Raw genomic sequence first — 12,981 nt, 5'->3', positions numbered from 1 at the left:
CGCAGGTCACAGCCCCCGGCAAGGTCCGCTCGGATGACGTTCAATTCCCACTTGTTTCGCCCCAAGCTGCTGGACTGCTTGCAGGGCTACAACCGTCAGCGGCTGGGACAGGACATCGGCGCGGGCCTCACGGTCGGGGTGGTGGCTTTACCGCTGGCCATGGCCTTTGCCATCGCCTCCGGACTCAAACCCGAGGCTGGCCTGTTCACCGCCATCATCGCGGGCTTTTTGATCTCTGCCCTGGGCGGCAGCCGCGTGCAAATCGGCGGACCAGCCGGGGCCTTCATCGTCATCGTTTACGGCATCGTCGAGCGCTATGGCCTGGCGAATTTGATCCTGGCCACCGCCATGTCGGGGGTGCTGCTGTTCCTGATGGGGCTGTTCCGGCTCGGCTCCTTGATCCGCTTCATCCCGGTGGCGGTGGTGATCGGTTTCACCAACGGCATCGCGGTGCTGATCATGCTGTCGCAAATCAAGGATTTGCTGGGTCTCAAAATCGTGAGCATGCCCGCTGATTTTTTTGGCATCCTGAACGCCCTCGGACACCACCTGCACAGCGCCAATCTGGCCGCACTGCTGCTCGCTTTGGCCTCCTTGTCCCTGGTGGTCGGCTGGTTGCGCATGAGCCGCCGTTTGGCCGAGACACCCTACCGGGCACTCAGCATGATCCCCGGCTCCATCATCGCGCTCGTCTTCGCCACCCTGGTCACCTGGCTGCTGAACCTGCCGGTAGACACCATTGGCAGCAAGTTTGGGGGCATTCCGGCCGCCATGCCGGGCTTCCAGTGGCCCGCATTCAGCTGGGACAGCGCCCGCTTTTTGCTCATGCCCACGCTGACCCTGGCGCTGCTGGGTGCGATTGAATCGCTGCTGTGCGCCCGCATCGCCGACGGCATGATCGGTGACCGCCACAACCCCAACCAGGAGCTGATGGCGCAGGGCGTGGCCAACTTTGTGACGCCCTTCTTTGGCGGCATGCCCGCGACCGGCACCATTGCCCGCACTGTGACCAACATCAAAAGCGGCGGCACCACGCCGATTTCGGGCATGGTGCACGCGCTGACCTTGCTTGCCGTGGTGCTGGTGGCCGCGCCCCTGGCAGGGCACGTGCCTTTGGCGGCGCTGGCGGCCATCTTGATGTTTGTGGCCTGGAACATGGGCGAGTGGCGCGAATTTTTGCACCTGCGCCAGTACCGCATGCCCTACCGCGTCACCTTGCTGGCGGTGTTTTTCCTCACTGTGGTGTTTGACCTGACGGTGGCTGTCGAGGTGGGCTTGGTCGCAGCCTGCCTGACTTTCATTTACCGCATCTCCAGCCTGAGCCGCTGCGAGGCCGTCAGCCGCCTGGACCACCCCGGCCTGGCCGGGCACGACCACGCCATCCAGGCTTGGCGGCTCTATGGCGCCTTGTTTTTCGGTGCCGTGAAGCTGGTCGAAGACATCGAAGACAAAATCAGCACCCCGGTCCTGGTGGTGGACCTCAAGAATGTGATTTACATCGACTCGTCGGGTGCAGACGCCTTGATGAACCTGATCGACACCTGCCGCAAAAAAGAAGTGCAGCTGATCGTTTGCGGTTTGTTGCACCAACCGCTGGACATTGCCCGGCGCAGTGGCTTGCTGGAACACCTGGAAGGCCGTTTGGCGCCGGACCTGCCTGCAGGCATCCAGCGGGCTGTCAGCGTGTCCGCACGGCGAGACCAGTAAAATCCACCGCAATCCACCCTTTTCTCGCCTGAAAGCCCGTCATGTCCATTTTTCGCCGCCCTGATTACACGTCCGACACCACCCAGTTCATCGAACAACTCAAGGCCCAGCGCCCCGAGCTGGAAGCCGAGCAACGCCAGGGCCGCGCACTGTTGTGGGACAAGCAGCTGAGCCGTGACGAACAACAGGCGTTCAAGAGCGCCCGCGTGGCCCAAAAGCCCTACGTCTACCAAACCCAGGCGTCCTGAATCTGGCGCTGAACGCGCACCGGGCGAAATCTGCCCGCTGCACCGTTTGGCTGCGGCCCATCCATGACCCATCCCAGCTCACCCACTGAATTGCCTGCATCGGCGCAGGACACGCCCGCGTCCATGCCGCTGGTGGTCGACCATGTGGCCGTGGCAAGGTTGTATGGCGAGCCGCTGTTTTCCATGCCCACCGACCTGTACATCCCGCCGGATGCGCTGGAGGTGTTTCTGGAGGCTTTCGAAGGGCCGCTGGACTTGCTGCTTTATTTGATCCGCAAGCAGAACTTCAACATCCTCGACATCCCGATGGCGGGAGTCACGCGCCAGTATTTGGCCTATGTCGACGAGATCCGCCAACGCAACCTGGAGCTGGCCGCCGAATACCTGCTGATGGCGGCCATGCTGATCGAGATCAAATCGCGCATGCTGCTGCCACCCAAAAAGGTGGCCGAAGGCGAAGAGGCCGAAGACCCGCGTGCCGAACTGGTGCGCCGCCTGCTCGAATACGAGCAGATGAAGCTGGCCTCGATGCAGCTCAACGAGATCCCACAATACGGCCGCGATTTTCTGCAGGCCCAGGTCTACATCGAGCAAAGCCTGCAACCGCGCTTTCCGGACGTCAGCATGGACGAGCTGCAATCGGCCTGGCGCGATATCCTCAAACGCGCCAACCTGGTGCAGCACCACAAGATCAGCCGCGAAGAACTGAGTGTGCGCGAGCACATGAGCATCGTGCTCAAGCACCTGCAAGGCCGTAAATTTGTCGAGTTTGAACACCTGTTCGACCCGACCCTGGGCGTGCCCGTGTTGGTGGTGACCTTCATCGCCCTGCTGGAACTGGCCAAGGAAACCCTGATCGAAATCACCCAGGCCGAAGCCTTTGCACCCATTTACGTTCGGCTGGCTTACACGCCGAACTGAAGGCCTCAGACCTTGCGCGTCAAACCGCCTCGCCCCGAGGCCCGCGCCCCATCAGCACCTGAACCGCCTCGCGGGCTTGCAGACGGCCATCGAGCAAAGCCACCACCGCTTCGGTGATGGGCATGTCCACCCCCAGACTTTGGGCGCGCTGCCAAACGGTGCGGGCGCTGTAAACACCTTCGGCCACGTGGCCCAGCGAGGTCACGGCCTGCTGCAGGCTCATGCCTTGGGCCAACAACAAGCCCACTTTGCGGTTGCGGCTGAGGTCACCCGTGGCCGTCAGCACCAGATCGCCCAGACCCGACAGGCCCATGAAGGTCTCGGGTTTGGCGCCCAGCGCGACGCCCAGGCGGGTCATTTCGGCCAGGCCTCGGGTAATGAGGGCTGCGCGGGCGTTCAGCCCCAAGTCCAGACCATCGCACAGACCCGTGGCAATGGCCAACACGTTTTTGACGGCGCCCCCCACTTCCACGCCGACGATGTCTTCGTTGGCATACACACGCAGCGCCCCGCCATGAAAAGCCTTGACCAGCGCCTCCCGCACAGAGGCATGGGGGCTGGCCGCCACCAAAGCGGTGGGTTGGGTGCGGGCCACTTCTTGGGCAAAACTGGGGCCGTTCAGCGCTCCGGCCCGCAATTGGGGGGCCACTTGGGCTTGCACTTCGTGGGGCATGAGGCCCGTGCCCGCTTCAAAACCCTTGCACAGCCAGGCCACCGAGGCGGGCACGCCCTGCAGCGCCAGCAAGGTGCTGCGCAGGCCCGCCATGGGGGTGGCGATGATGAAGAGGTCTTCGGCACGGGCAAACTGCAGCAGGGCATCGAGCGGGCCTGACGAGATGGCCAGCGCTGCAGGCAGTTCAATGCCGGGGAGGTAACGCTCGTTGCGGCGCTGCTGCTGCAGGGCCTGGGCTTGGGCCGCGTCACGTGCATGCAACACCACCCGGTGCGCAGACTGGCGGCTGGCCGCAATGGCCAGCGCGGTGCCCCAGGCCCCTGCACCGATGACGGTGATCTGCATGCCGAGTGCGTGCGGTTTTACTGCTGTGTGGCGGCAGCTTGGGCTTGCTGCTGCTCGTACATGGCCTGGAAGTTGATCTCGGCCAAGTGCACGGGCGGGAAGCCTGCACGGGTGATCACGTCGGCCACGTTGCCTCGCAGGTAGGGGTACACGATTTGCGGGCAAGCGATGCCCATGATCGCGCCCATCTGGTCTTCGGGCACGTTGCGGATTTCAAAGATGCCGCCTTGCTTGCACTCGACCAGGAACACGGTCTTGTCGGCGATCTTGGTGTGCACGGTGGCGGTGACACAAACTTCAAACACGCCTTCGGCCACCGGGGTGGCTTCCACGCCCAGCTGGATGTCTACGCTGGGTTGCTGCTGCTCCAGCAAGATGGCGGGCGAATTGGGCTGCTCCAGCGAAGCCTCTTTCAGGTAAACGCGCTGGATCTGGAAAACAGGGGATTGGGCTTCGGTGTTGACAGCGGTATCGGTCATGAAATTCTCTTGAAGAAAAAATACGGGCAGTCCACAGGGGACCGCCCAAGGATGAAACAGGTCAATTATCAGCGATCAGAAACAGGCCAGGGGCGCTGCCCCGCCTGTGAAAACCCCAAGGGTTTTCAGGCCGCCTGCAGCAAAGGTACCAAGCCGCCCTTGGCGTCGAGCGCCATCAGGTCGTCACAGCCGCCCACGTGGGTGTCACCCACATAAATTTGCGGCACAGTGCGGCGGCCCGTGATCTGCATCATGTGGTCGCGCTGGGCGGGGTCCAGGTCGATGCGGATTTCTTCGATCTGCTCCACGCCTTTGGCTTTGAGCAACTGCTTGGCACGCACGCAGTATGGGCAAACGGCGGTGGTGTACATCTTGACGTTTTGCATGGGGAGTTCCTTGGGTATCAGGCTTTTTCGACGGGCATGCTGGCCGCTTGCCAGGCTTTGAGGCCACCGGCCAGAGACTGCACATTCTCAAAACCGAGTTTGCGGGCCGTGGCTGCCGCGCGGGCCGAACGGGCCCCCACCTGGCAAACCATGACGACTTGGGCCGACTTGCTCTTGACGACTTGGGCCAATTTTTCTTCCAGCTGCCCCAAAGGCAGGTTTTTGGCACCGATCACATGGCCACGCGCGAATTCGTCGGGCTCGCACACATCGATGACGATGGCTTTTTCGCGGTTCATCAGCTGCACCATGTCCTGGGGGCTGAGACCTTGGCCTTTGTTCAAAGCAGGGAAAAGCAATGCCAGACCCGAGGCCAGGGCCACGGTGATGAGCATCCAGTTGTCGAGGAGAAATTTCACGAATCAGACCTTTGTAAACCACAAAATACCGGCCCGTCAGCGAGCCGCCAAGTCCAGATTCTAAAATGCGGGCCTTTCCCCCTGTTTTTCGCAGCCCGTGCTGCTTTCCCCAACATGTACAAAATCGTCCTCATCCGCCACGGCGAATCCACCTGGAACCTTGAAAACCGCTTCACCGGCTGGACCGATGTGGACCTGACCCCCACTGGCGTGAGCCAGGCCATGTCGGCCGGCAAGCTGCTCAAAGCCGAAGGCTGGGACTTTGACCTGTGCTACACCTCGGTGCTCAAACGCGCCATCCACACCCTCTGGTACACCCTGGACGAAATGGACCGCACCTGGCTGCCCGTGGTCAAGGACTACCGCCTGAACGAGCGCCACTACGGCGGCCTGCAGGGCCTGAACAAGGCCGACATGGCCAAGCAATACGGCGACGAGCAGGTGCTGATCTGGCGTCGCAGCTACGACACCCCGCCACCCGCCCTGGAAGCGACCGACCCCCGCTGCGAGCGCAACGACCGCCGCTACCCCCGGCCCGATGTTGTGCCGCTGACCGAGTGCCTCAAGGACACCGTGGCCCGCGTGCTGCCCGCCTGGAACGACAGCATCGCCCCCAGCATCAAGGCGGGCAAACGTGTGCTGATCGCCGCACACGGCAACTCGATCCGCGCCCTGATCAAGTACCTGGACGGCATCTCGGACCAGGACATCGTGGGTGTGAACATCCCCAACGGTATCCCCCTGGTGTACGAGCTGGACGAGAACCTCAAGCCCATTCGCCACTACTACCTGGGCGACGCCGAAGCCGCAGCCCAGGCCGCTGCAGCGGTGGCCAGCCAAGGCAAAGCCTGATTTTGGATCTGCACAGGCGTCACAGGGAATTGACACCGGTTCACCCAGCACCCCCTGCTGGCGGGTGTATATTGATCAGCTTCTGACTGGGAACACTCAAGCACATGGGACAAAAACTCAAGATCGCGGGCTGGATCAGCGTCGGGGCACTGGCCGGGGCGCTGACCACGGTGTCACTGCAAACCGTGGCACGCGGCAACATGGCCCCTTTGCCACTGGAAGAGTTGCAGCAATTGGCCGCCGTGTTCGGCATGGTCAAGAGTGACTACGTCGAGCCTGTGGACGAGAAAAAACTGATCTCGGAAGCCATCTCCGGCATGGTGGCCAGCCTGGACCCCCACTCCCAGTATTTCGACAAGAAAAGCTTCAAGGAATTTTCCGAAGGCACCTCGGGCAAATTTGTGGGTGTGGGCATCGAAATCAGCCAGGAAGATGGCCTGGTCAAGATCGTGTCGCCCATTGAAGGCTCACCCGCCGACCGGGCCGGCCTCAAGCCCAATGACCTGATCACCAAGATCGACGACACCGCCGTCAAGGGCCTGTCGCTGAACGAGGCGGTCAAGCGCATGCGCGGTGAGCCCAAGACCAAAGTGCTGCTGACGATCTTGCGCAAGTCCGAGAACCGCACCTTCCCGGTGACCATCGTGCGCGAAGAGATCAAGACCCAATCGGTCAAGTCCAAAATCGTCGAGCCGGGTTACGGCTGGATTCGCGTGTCCCAGTTCCAGGAACGCACGGTGGACGACTTTGCCCGCAAGATCGAAGAGATGTACAAGCAAGAGCCGCAGCTCAAAGGCTTGGTGCTCGACCTGCGCAACGACCCCGGGGGTCTGCTGGACGCGGCCGTGGCCTTGTCTGCCGCCTTCCTGCCTGAAAACGTCACGGTGGTCACCACCAATGGCCAGCTCGAAGAAAGCAAATTCACCTACAAAGCCACGCCCCAGTTCTGGCGTCGCAACAGCAGCAACGACCCCATCACCCGCATGACAGCGGCCACAGGTGGTGCGCTGAAAAAAGTGCCTTTGGTGGTGTTGGTCAACGAAGGCTCTGCTTCAGCCAGTGAAATCGTGGCCGGTGCCTTGCAAGACTACAAACGCGCCACCCTGATGGGCAGCCAGACCTTTGGCAAGGGCTCGGTGCAAACCGTGCGCCAACTGGGGCCGGACACCGCGCTCAAGATCACCACCGCCCGTTACTACACGCCGAACGGCCGCGCCATTCAGGCCAAAGGCATCGTGCCTGAGGTGATGCTGGACGAAACCGAAAACGGCAACGTCTTCTCGGCCTTGCGCACGCGCGAAGCCGATCTGGAAAAACACCTCTCCAACGGCAAGGAAGCCGAGGAGAAGAAAGACCCGGCCCGCGAGAAAGCCCGCGAAGAAGCCATCAAGAAGCTGGAAGAGGAATCCAAAAAGCCTGCGGCCGAACGGCGCCTGCCCGAGTTCGGCTCGGACAAGGACTTCCAGTTGATCCAGGCCTTGAACCAACTCAAAGGCCTGCCCGTCAAGGCCAGCACCACCTTGGCCGAGCGCAAGGTCGAGAAGAAAGAAGACTGAGCGCCATGGAAACGACCATGGGCAAAGCGCATGGATGACGCGCAGCTGCTGCGCTACTCGCGGCACATCCTGCTCAATGAATTGGGCATCGACGGCCAGGAAAAATTGCTGGCCTCGCATGCCCTGATCATTGGGGCTGGTGGCCTGGGCTCTCCGGTCAGCCTGTACCTGGGCAGTGCGGGCGTGGGCCACATCACCGTGGTCGACCACGACGAGGTCGACGCCACCAACTTGCAGCGCCAGATTGCCCACACACTGGACCGGGTGGGCCAATCCAAAGCCGCGTCGGTGCGCACGGCCATCGCCCAGATCAACCCCGACGTTCACGTCACCCCCATCACGCAACGGGCCGATGCGGCCCTGCTGGACACCCTGGTGGCCCAGGCCGATGTGGTAGTCGACTGCTGCGACAACTTCGAAACCCGCCAGGCCGTGAACCTGGCCTGCGTGGTGCACCGCAAACCGCTCGTCTCGGGCGCGGCCATCCGCATGGACGGGCAAGTCTCGGTGTTTGACAGCACGCAGGCCGATGCGCCCTGCTACGCCTGCATCTTCCCGCCAGAACACCAGCCCGAAGAAACCCGCTGCGCCACCATGGGCGTGTTCGCACCGCTGGTGGGCATCATCGGCACGGTGCAAGCGGCCGAAGCCCTCAAGATTTTGAGCGGCATGGGCAGCCACATGGCCGGGCGTTTGCTGATGCTCGACGGGCGCGAGCTGTCTTGGACCGACATCCGCATGCAACGCAACCCGGCCTGCCCGGTGTGCGCAGCGCACCGCCAAGACTGAACAGACGCGCGCAATCCAGCATTCGGCCGCAGGGGCGGCCTGCCACAGAGACCGAGACCAAGATGGATGTGGGAGCGAGTGCCTGCTCGCGAATGCCAGCCCCTTCAGAGGCCATGGCAAGTGCCATGGAATTTCCTGAACACAGGTGGCGACATGGCGGTCTCAGCTGCTGCAAACAAGCCGATTTTTTGAGTTTGTGCCTGGCGCTGCAAACGGGCATAAGGCCCTTTTCCGGTCCGAAAGCGGTAAGCCCAAGCCATGCCGGTGCGCACCATTTCAGCCCCCAGGTCCAACCCGTCCATCGACAAACGGCCCAGCTGCCGACCGTAATGGTCTTGGCCCAGATCGACCACCTGAACCGGCTTGCGCAAGGCCAGGCGGATCATCGCGTCACGGGCTTGGGCGCCGCCTGGCTGACACGTCTCGGGCGCATCGATGCCGTCCACCCGCAGCTTGACGGGCTCGTGCTGCCCATCGCGCACCAGCAAGACGGTGTCACCATCCATCACCCAGCTGACCCAGCCTGTCCATGTCTCAGCAGCATGAAGGGTGACGCAAGCCAGACAAGCCACGCAAGCCAGCCCCCACCGAAACCCAAGGCTCATAAAGCGTCCTTGCGGCGCTGCCCCTGCCTGCGGTTGGCTTTGGGCAGGTCCGGGCTGCGCTCGGCCAGCAAGGCTTGGGCGCGCACTTGCAAACGCGCCAGCGCTTCGTCCAATTGGACCGCTTCTTGAGGCTGCAACACCGACAGGATCTGGCTGTTGATGGCCTGAACCTGGGGCATCAGGGCTTCGTACAGTTGCCGACCCGCCGGGGTCAGCCCGACCAGGGCGCTGCGGCGGTCATGGGCCGGGATGGTGCGCAAGACCAGGCGTTTGGCCACCAAAGCGGTCAGGGTCCGCGAGGTGCGGGCGCGGTCGCGGTGCATGCGTTCGGCCAGCACCGAAGGGGGCAGGCTGCCGCCCTCGTACAGCTGACCAATCACGGCCCACTCGCGCCGCGTGATGCCATAACCGCCTTCGCACAGGCGCACCACCATGGCGCCGCCCACGCTCGCCAAACGACCCAGCCTGTACAAAAGCAGGTCCTCAATCGAAGCCAGACGTTGAGACGGGGACAAGGGCATCAGGGTTTTCTCGGGGGTTGATTGATTAGATCAAATGTCGGTCAGGGCACTACATTCTGTCTTGCGTTTTCAACAGGGGACAGCCGAGCCCCGCCTATTCGGAGACTTTCATGCCATCAACCCACCGCCCAATCACCCGCCGCCTTCTGGGGCTGGCCGCCCTGTCTTTGGCCATGCTTTCGCCCGGATTGCAGGCACAAGACAAACCACCACTCAAGATCGTGGTGGGTTTTCCACCGGGTGGCTCTGCCGATATCCTGGCCCGCATGGTGGCCGACGCCCTGCGCGAGGACTTTGGCACCATCGTCGTGGACAACAAGCCCGGCGCAGGCGGGCGCATCGCGCTCAACGCCGTCAAGGCGGCCAAGCCCGATGGCCAGACCGTGATCGTTTTGCCCAGCGGTCCCATGGTGCTGTTTCCGCACGTCTACAAAAAACTCGACTACGACCCGGTGAAAGACTTCACCCCCGTCTCGCAGATCGCCCGCTTCCAGTTTGGCGTGGTCTCCGGCCCCGCCAGCAACGCGAAGAATGTGGCCGAGATGGTGACCAAGGCCAAGAGCGACCCGGGCAATGCCAGCTATGGCACGCCCGGCGCGGGCACCTTGCCCCACTTCATGGGGGTGCTGATGGAGCAATCGGCCGGCATCAGCCTGAACCATGTGCCTTTCCAGGGCGGTGCACCCGCCAACAACGCCTTGCTGGGCGGCCACATCGGCTACAAATTTGACGTGGTGTCCGAAACCGCCGAAATGCACCGGGCGGGCAAGGTCCGCATCATCGCCGTGACCGGCAGCCAGCGCGACCCGCAAGTGCCTGAAGTGCCGACCCTCAAGGAGTCGGGTGTGAACATGGAGGCCACGGCCTGGTTTGCCATGTACGGCCCCGCAGGCCTGACAGGCGATGCCCTTGCACGCCTGGAAAAAGCCATGATGAAGATCACCCGCAGCGCGGCCATGAAAGACAAAATGGTCAAGCTGGGCTACGAGCCGATTGGCTCCACATCGGCCGAGCTGGCTGCAGCGCAAAAAACCGATCTGGCCCGCTGGGAAAAACCCATCAAGGCCACGGGCGTGCAACTGGACTGATGCATCGGCTGTTTCCCCCCGCCCCAGCTGCTGCGGCAGCTGGGCATCCACTTCCTTCAATTCCCATGAACATCTCCAATCCCATTTGGCGCACCGCGCTGTGTTTAGCTTTGGCCGCTTGCGCCTGGACAACTCCTGCATCGGCCCAAAGCTACCCCAACAAACCCATCAAATTCGTCACCAACTTCCCGGCAGGTGGCCCGGCTGATTTTCTGGCCCGCAGTGTGGGGGAGTTCATCACCAGCCAGACCAAGCAACCCGTGGTGGTGGAAAACAAGCCCGGCGCAGGCGGCAACATCGGCGCTGACTTTGTGGCCAAAAGCCCGGCCGATGGCTACACCGTGCTGTTCGGCATCGACACCACGTTCACGGTCAATCCCTACATCTACAAGGGCATGGCCTTCAAGCCAGCTGACCTGCGGCCCATCATGGTCATGGTCTCTTCGGGCTTGCTGGTGGGGGCGCACCCCAGCACCGGCTTCAAAACGCTCAAAGACCTGATCGCCCAGGGCAAAGGCAAGGGCCTGAACTTCAGCAGCGCAGGCAGCGGCAGCCCCGGTCACCTGGCCGCTGAAATCTTCATGGACGCCGCGAACATCAAAATCCAGCATGTGCCCTACAAAGGCAACACCCCGGCCGTCACGGCAGTGCTGGCGGGCGAGGTGGATGCAGGCGTGCTGGCCACACCGGGCATGCTGCCCCATGTGAAGACCGGCAAGATCACCGCGCTGGCGGTGACCAGCCGCCAGCGTTCCCGCTCGGCCGCCGATGTCCCCACCGTGGCCGAACTGGGCCTGAAAGACCTGGAGCTCGAAGTGCTCTACGTGGCCATGGTGCCTGCCGCCACCCCAGAGCCGGTGGTGCAGCTGTTGCAAAAAGCCTTCACCGACGCCTTGAAGCGCCCTGACACACAAGGCCAGCTGGCAGGCATGGACCTGTTCTACGAAGGCCTGATCGGTCCGGACGCCGTCAAACGCCTGAGCGACCAGTCGCAGCGTTATGGCCGCGTGGTCAAGTCCACGGGCATGAAAGTCGATTGATTCTCCACATGACGACCCAGATGCCCCAACGCCCCAACATCATCTTCATCGTGGCAGACGACCTCGGTTTTGCGGATCTGGGCTGCTACGGCGGCCGCGACGCGAAGTTTGGCAAGGTCTCGCCCGTGCTCGATCAACTGGCCGCCAACGGCCTCAAGTTCACGCAAGGCTATTCCAACTCGCCCGTGTGCTCGCCCACCCGCTTTGCACTCATGACCGCCCGCTACCAGTACCGCCTGCGTGGCGGGGCCGACGAGCCCATCAACAGCAAGAGCAAAGGCAGTGCCGTGCTGGGCCTGCCACCCGCGCACCCCACGCTGCCCTCGCTGCTGAAAGCCAGCGGCTACCGCACCGCCCTGATCGGCAAATGGCACCTGGGCTACCCGCCCCACTTCAGCCCCATCAAGTCGGGCTACGAAGAATTCTTTGGCCCCATGTCGGGTGGCGTGGACTACTTCACCCATGCCAGCAACAACGGCACGCACGACCTCTACAGCAACGAAGAAGAAAAGCACGAAGACGGCTACCTGACCGACCTGCTCTCGCAGCGTGCAGTCGACTACGTGAACCGCATGGCACCCGGCGCTGCGCAGGGCACGCCCTTCTTTTTGAGCCTGCACTACACCGCGCCGCACTGGCCCTGGGAAACACGCGAGGACCACGCGCTGGCGCAAGAGGTCAAGGACAACCTGTTCCACCTGCACGGCGGCAACATCCACACCTACCACCGCATGATCCACCACATGGACGAAGGCATTGGCTGGGTGGTTCATGCCCTGAAAAAAAACGGACAACTCGACAACACGCTGATCGTGTTCACCAGCGACAACGGTGGCGAGCGTTTCAGCGACAACTGGCCGTTGGTGGGTGGCAAGATGGACCTGACCGAAGGCGGCATCCGCGTGCCGTGGATCGCGCACTGGCCTGCCGTCATCGCGCCCGGCGGCACATCCACCCAGCACTGCATGACCATGGACTGGTCGGCCACCCTGGTGGAGCTGGCAGGCGCAAAAGCCGATGCCGAGCACCCGTTTGATGGCGTGTCACTGGCCCCGGTGCTGCGCAACGCCAAGCACCAGTTCGAGCGGCCTTTGTACTGGCGCATGAACCACCGCGGTCAGCGCGCCCTGCGCATGGGCGACTACAAATACCTGCGGGTCGACGGCAACGACTACCTGTTCAACATCCCGGCCGACGAGCGCGAGCGGGCCAACCTGGCCAAGCACCAACCCGAGAAGCTGCAAAGCCTGCGCGCCGCATGGGAAGCCTGGGACAGCACCGTGCCCGCCATCCCCGAAGACGCCACCATCAGCCTGGGTTATTCGGTCAAGGACATGCCCCAGCGCTGAAAA

The 12,981-nt window shown here is 62.7% G+C and carries 15 protein-coding genes; 9 read left to right on the top strand and 6 right to left on the bottom strand.

What is annotated here, in order from left to right; translation table 11 throughout:
• Nucleotides 1-33 precede the first annotated feature (33 nt).
• The 3 genes from ACZ5RT_RS05910 to ACZ5RT_RS05900 all read left to right on the top strand — a co-directional run bounded on the left by ACZ5RT_RS05910 (nucleotide 34) and on the right by ACZ5RT_RS05900 (nucleotide 2,876).
• Nucleotides 34-1,707 (top strand): SulP family inorganic anion transporter, encoded by a 1,674-nt coding sequence (locus ACZ5RT_RS05910; protein ID WP_464453839.1) that lies wholly within the window; start codon nucleotides 34-36, stop codon nucleotides 1,705-1,707.
• A gap of 41 nt (nucleotides 1,708-1,748) precedes the next feature.
• On the top strand, nucleotides 1,749-1,955 hold the full coding sequence (locus tag ACZ5RT_RS05905) for a DUF3460 family protein (RefSeq protein ID WP_108427602.1): 207 nt from the start codon (nucleotides 1,749-1,751) through the stop codon (nucleotides 1,953-1,955).
• A 63-nt stretch (nucleotides 1,956-2,018) separates the two neighbouring features.
• Complete coding sequence (locus ACZ5RT_RS05900) at nucleotides 2,019-2,876, top strand: segregation and condensation protein A (protein ID WP_108427601.1); 858 nt, start codon at nucleotides 2,019-2,021, stop codon at nucleotides 2,874-2,876.
• A gap of 19 nt (nucleotides 2,877-2,895) precedes the next feature.
• On the opposite strand, the gene ACZ5RT_RS05895 is transcribed toward ACZ5RT_RS05900, so the two are convergent.
• The 4 genes from ACZ5RT_RS05895 to ACZ5RT_RS05880 all read right to left on the bottom strand — a co-directional run bounded on the left by ACZ5RT_RS05895 (nucleotide 2,896) and on the right by ACZ5RT_RS05880 (nucleotide 5,178).
• Nucleotides 2,896-3,894, bottom strand: coding sequence for an NAD(P)H-dependent glycerol-3-phosphate dehydrogenase (locus ACZ5RT_RS05895; protein WP_464453838.1), 999 nt, complete (start codon nucleotides 3,892-3,894; stop codon nucleotides 2,896-2,898).
• 17 nt (nucleotides 3,895-3,911) lie between these two features.
• Nucleotides 3,912-4,373: a protein-export chaperone SecB gene (gene secB / locus ACZ5RT_RS05890; RefSeq protein ID WP_108286004.1), complete on the bottom strand. Its 462-nt coding sequence runs from the start codon at nucleotides 4,371-4,373 to the stop codon at nucleotides 3,912-3,914.
• Between the two features lie 125 nt (nucleotides 4,374-4,498).
• Entirely contained in the window at nucleotides 4,499-4,759 is a 261-nt protein-coding gene (gene grxC, locus ACZ5RT_RS05885) for a glutaredoxin 3 (RefSeq protein WP_090043552.1), read from the bottom strand.
• A 17-nt stretch (nucleotides 4,760-4,776) separates the two neighbouring features.
• A complete protein-coding gene (locus tag ACZ5RT_RS05880) occupies nucleotides 4,777-5,178 on the bottom strand; it encodes a rhodanese-like domain-containing protein (protein ID WP_108427597.1) in 402 nt (133 codons plus the stop codon).
• Nucleotides 5,179-5,292: 114 nt separating this feature from the next.
• Between ACZ5RT_RS05880 and gpmA the strand changes: the two genes are divergently transcribed.
• From gpmA to ACZ5RT_RS05865, 3 genes are all read left to right on the top strand, one after another.
• Entirely contained in the window at nucleotides 5,293-6,030 is a 738-nt protein-coding gene (gene gpmA / locus ACZ5RT_RS05875; RefSeq protein ID WP_422172578.1) for a 2,3-diphosphoglycerate-dependent phosphoglycerate mutase, read from the top strand.
• A 104-nt stretch (nucleotides 6,031-6,134) separates the two neighbouring features.
• Complete coding sequence (locus ACZ5RT_RS05870; RefSeq protein WP_422172579.1) at nucleotides 6,135-7,586, top strand: S41 family peptidase; 1,452 nt, start codon at nucleotides 6,135-6,137, stop codon at nucleotides 7,584-7,586.
• Between the two features lie 30 nt (nucleotides 7,587-7,616).
• Nucleotides 7,617-8,375, top strand: coding sequence for a HesA/MoeB/ThiF family protein (locus tag ACZ5RT_RS05865; RefSeq protein ID WP_464453837.1), 759 nt, complete (start codon nucleotides 7,617-7,619; stop codon nucleotides 8,373-8,375).
• Nucleotides 8,376-8,479: 104 nt separating this feature from the next.
• Here the strand turns inward: ACZ5RT_RS05865 and ACZ5RT_RS05860 are convergent, their stop codons facing one another.
• Both ACZ5RT_RS05860 and ACZ5RT_RS05855 read right to left on the bottom strand, forming a co-directional pair.
• Nucleotides 8,480-8,980: a thermonuclease family protein gene (locus tag ACZ5RT_RS05860; protein WP_464453836.1), complete on the bottom strand. Its 501-nt coding sequence runs from the start codon at nucleotides 8,978-8,980 to the stop codon at nucleotides 8,480-8,482.
• Complete coding sequence (locus ACZ5RT_RS05855; RefSeq protein ID WP_464453835.1) at nucleotides 8,977-9,501, bottom strand: MarR family winged helix-turn-helix transcriptional regulator; 525 nt, start codon at nucleotides 9,499-9,501, stop codon at nucleotides 8,977-8,979. The genes ACZ5RT_RS05860 and ACZ5RT_RS05855 overlap by 4 nt, the downstream gene beginning before the upstream one ends.
• A 110-nt stretch (nucleotides 9,502-9,611) precedes the next feature.
• On the opposite strand from ACZ5RT_RS05855, the gene ACZ5RT_RS05850 reads away from it, so the two are divergent.
• From ACZ5RT_RS05850 to ACZ5RT_RS05840, 3 genes are all read left to right on the top strand, one after another.
• A complete protein-coding gene (locus ACZ5RT_RS05850) occupies nucleotides 9,612-10,589 on the top strand; it encodes a Bug family tripartite tricarboxylate transporter substrate binding protein (RefSeq protein ID WP_464453834.1) in 978 nt (325 codons plus the stop codon).
• A gap of 65 nt (nucleotides 10,590-10,654) precedes the next feature.
• A complete protein-coding gene (locus ACZ5RT_RS05845) occupies nucleotides 10,655-11,629 on the top strand; it encodes a Bug family tripartite tricarboxylate transporter substrate binding protein (RefSeq protein WP_291923784.1) in 975 nt (324 codons plus the stop codon).
• 8 nt (nucleotides 11,630-11,637) lie between these two features.
• The gene (locus ACZ5RT_RS05840) at nucleotides 11,638-12,978 is read left to right on the top strand and encodes a sulfatase family protein (RefSeq protein WP_464453833.1); all 1,341 of its coding nucleotides are present in this window, start codon (nucleotides 11,638-11,640) and stop codon (nucleotides 12,976-12,978) included.
• Nucleotides 12,979-12,981 lie beyond the last annotated feature (3 nt).

Source organism: Limnohabitans sp. TEGF003, assembly GCF_055395455.1.
The sequence above is the reverse complement of the archived record's forward strand: the minus strand, read 5'-3'. Positions and strand labels throughout refer to the sequence as shown.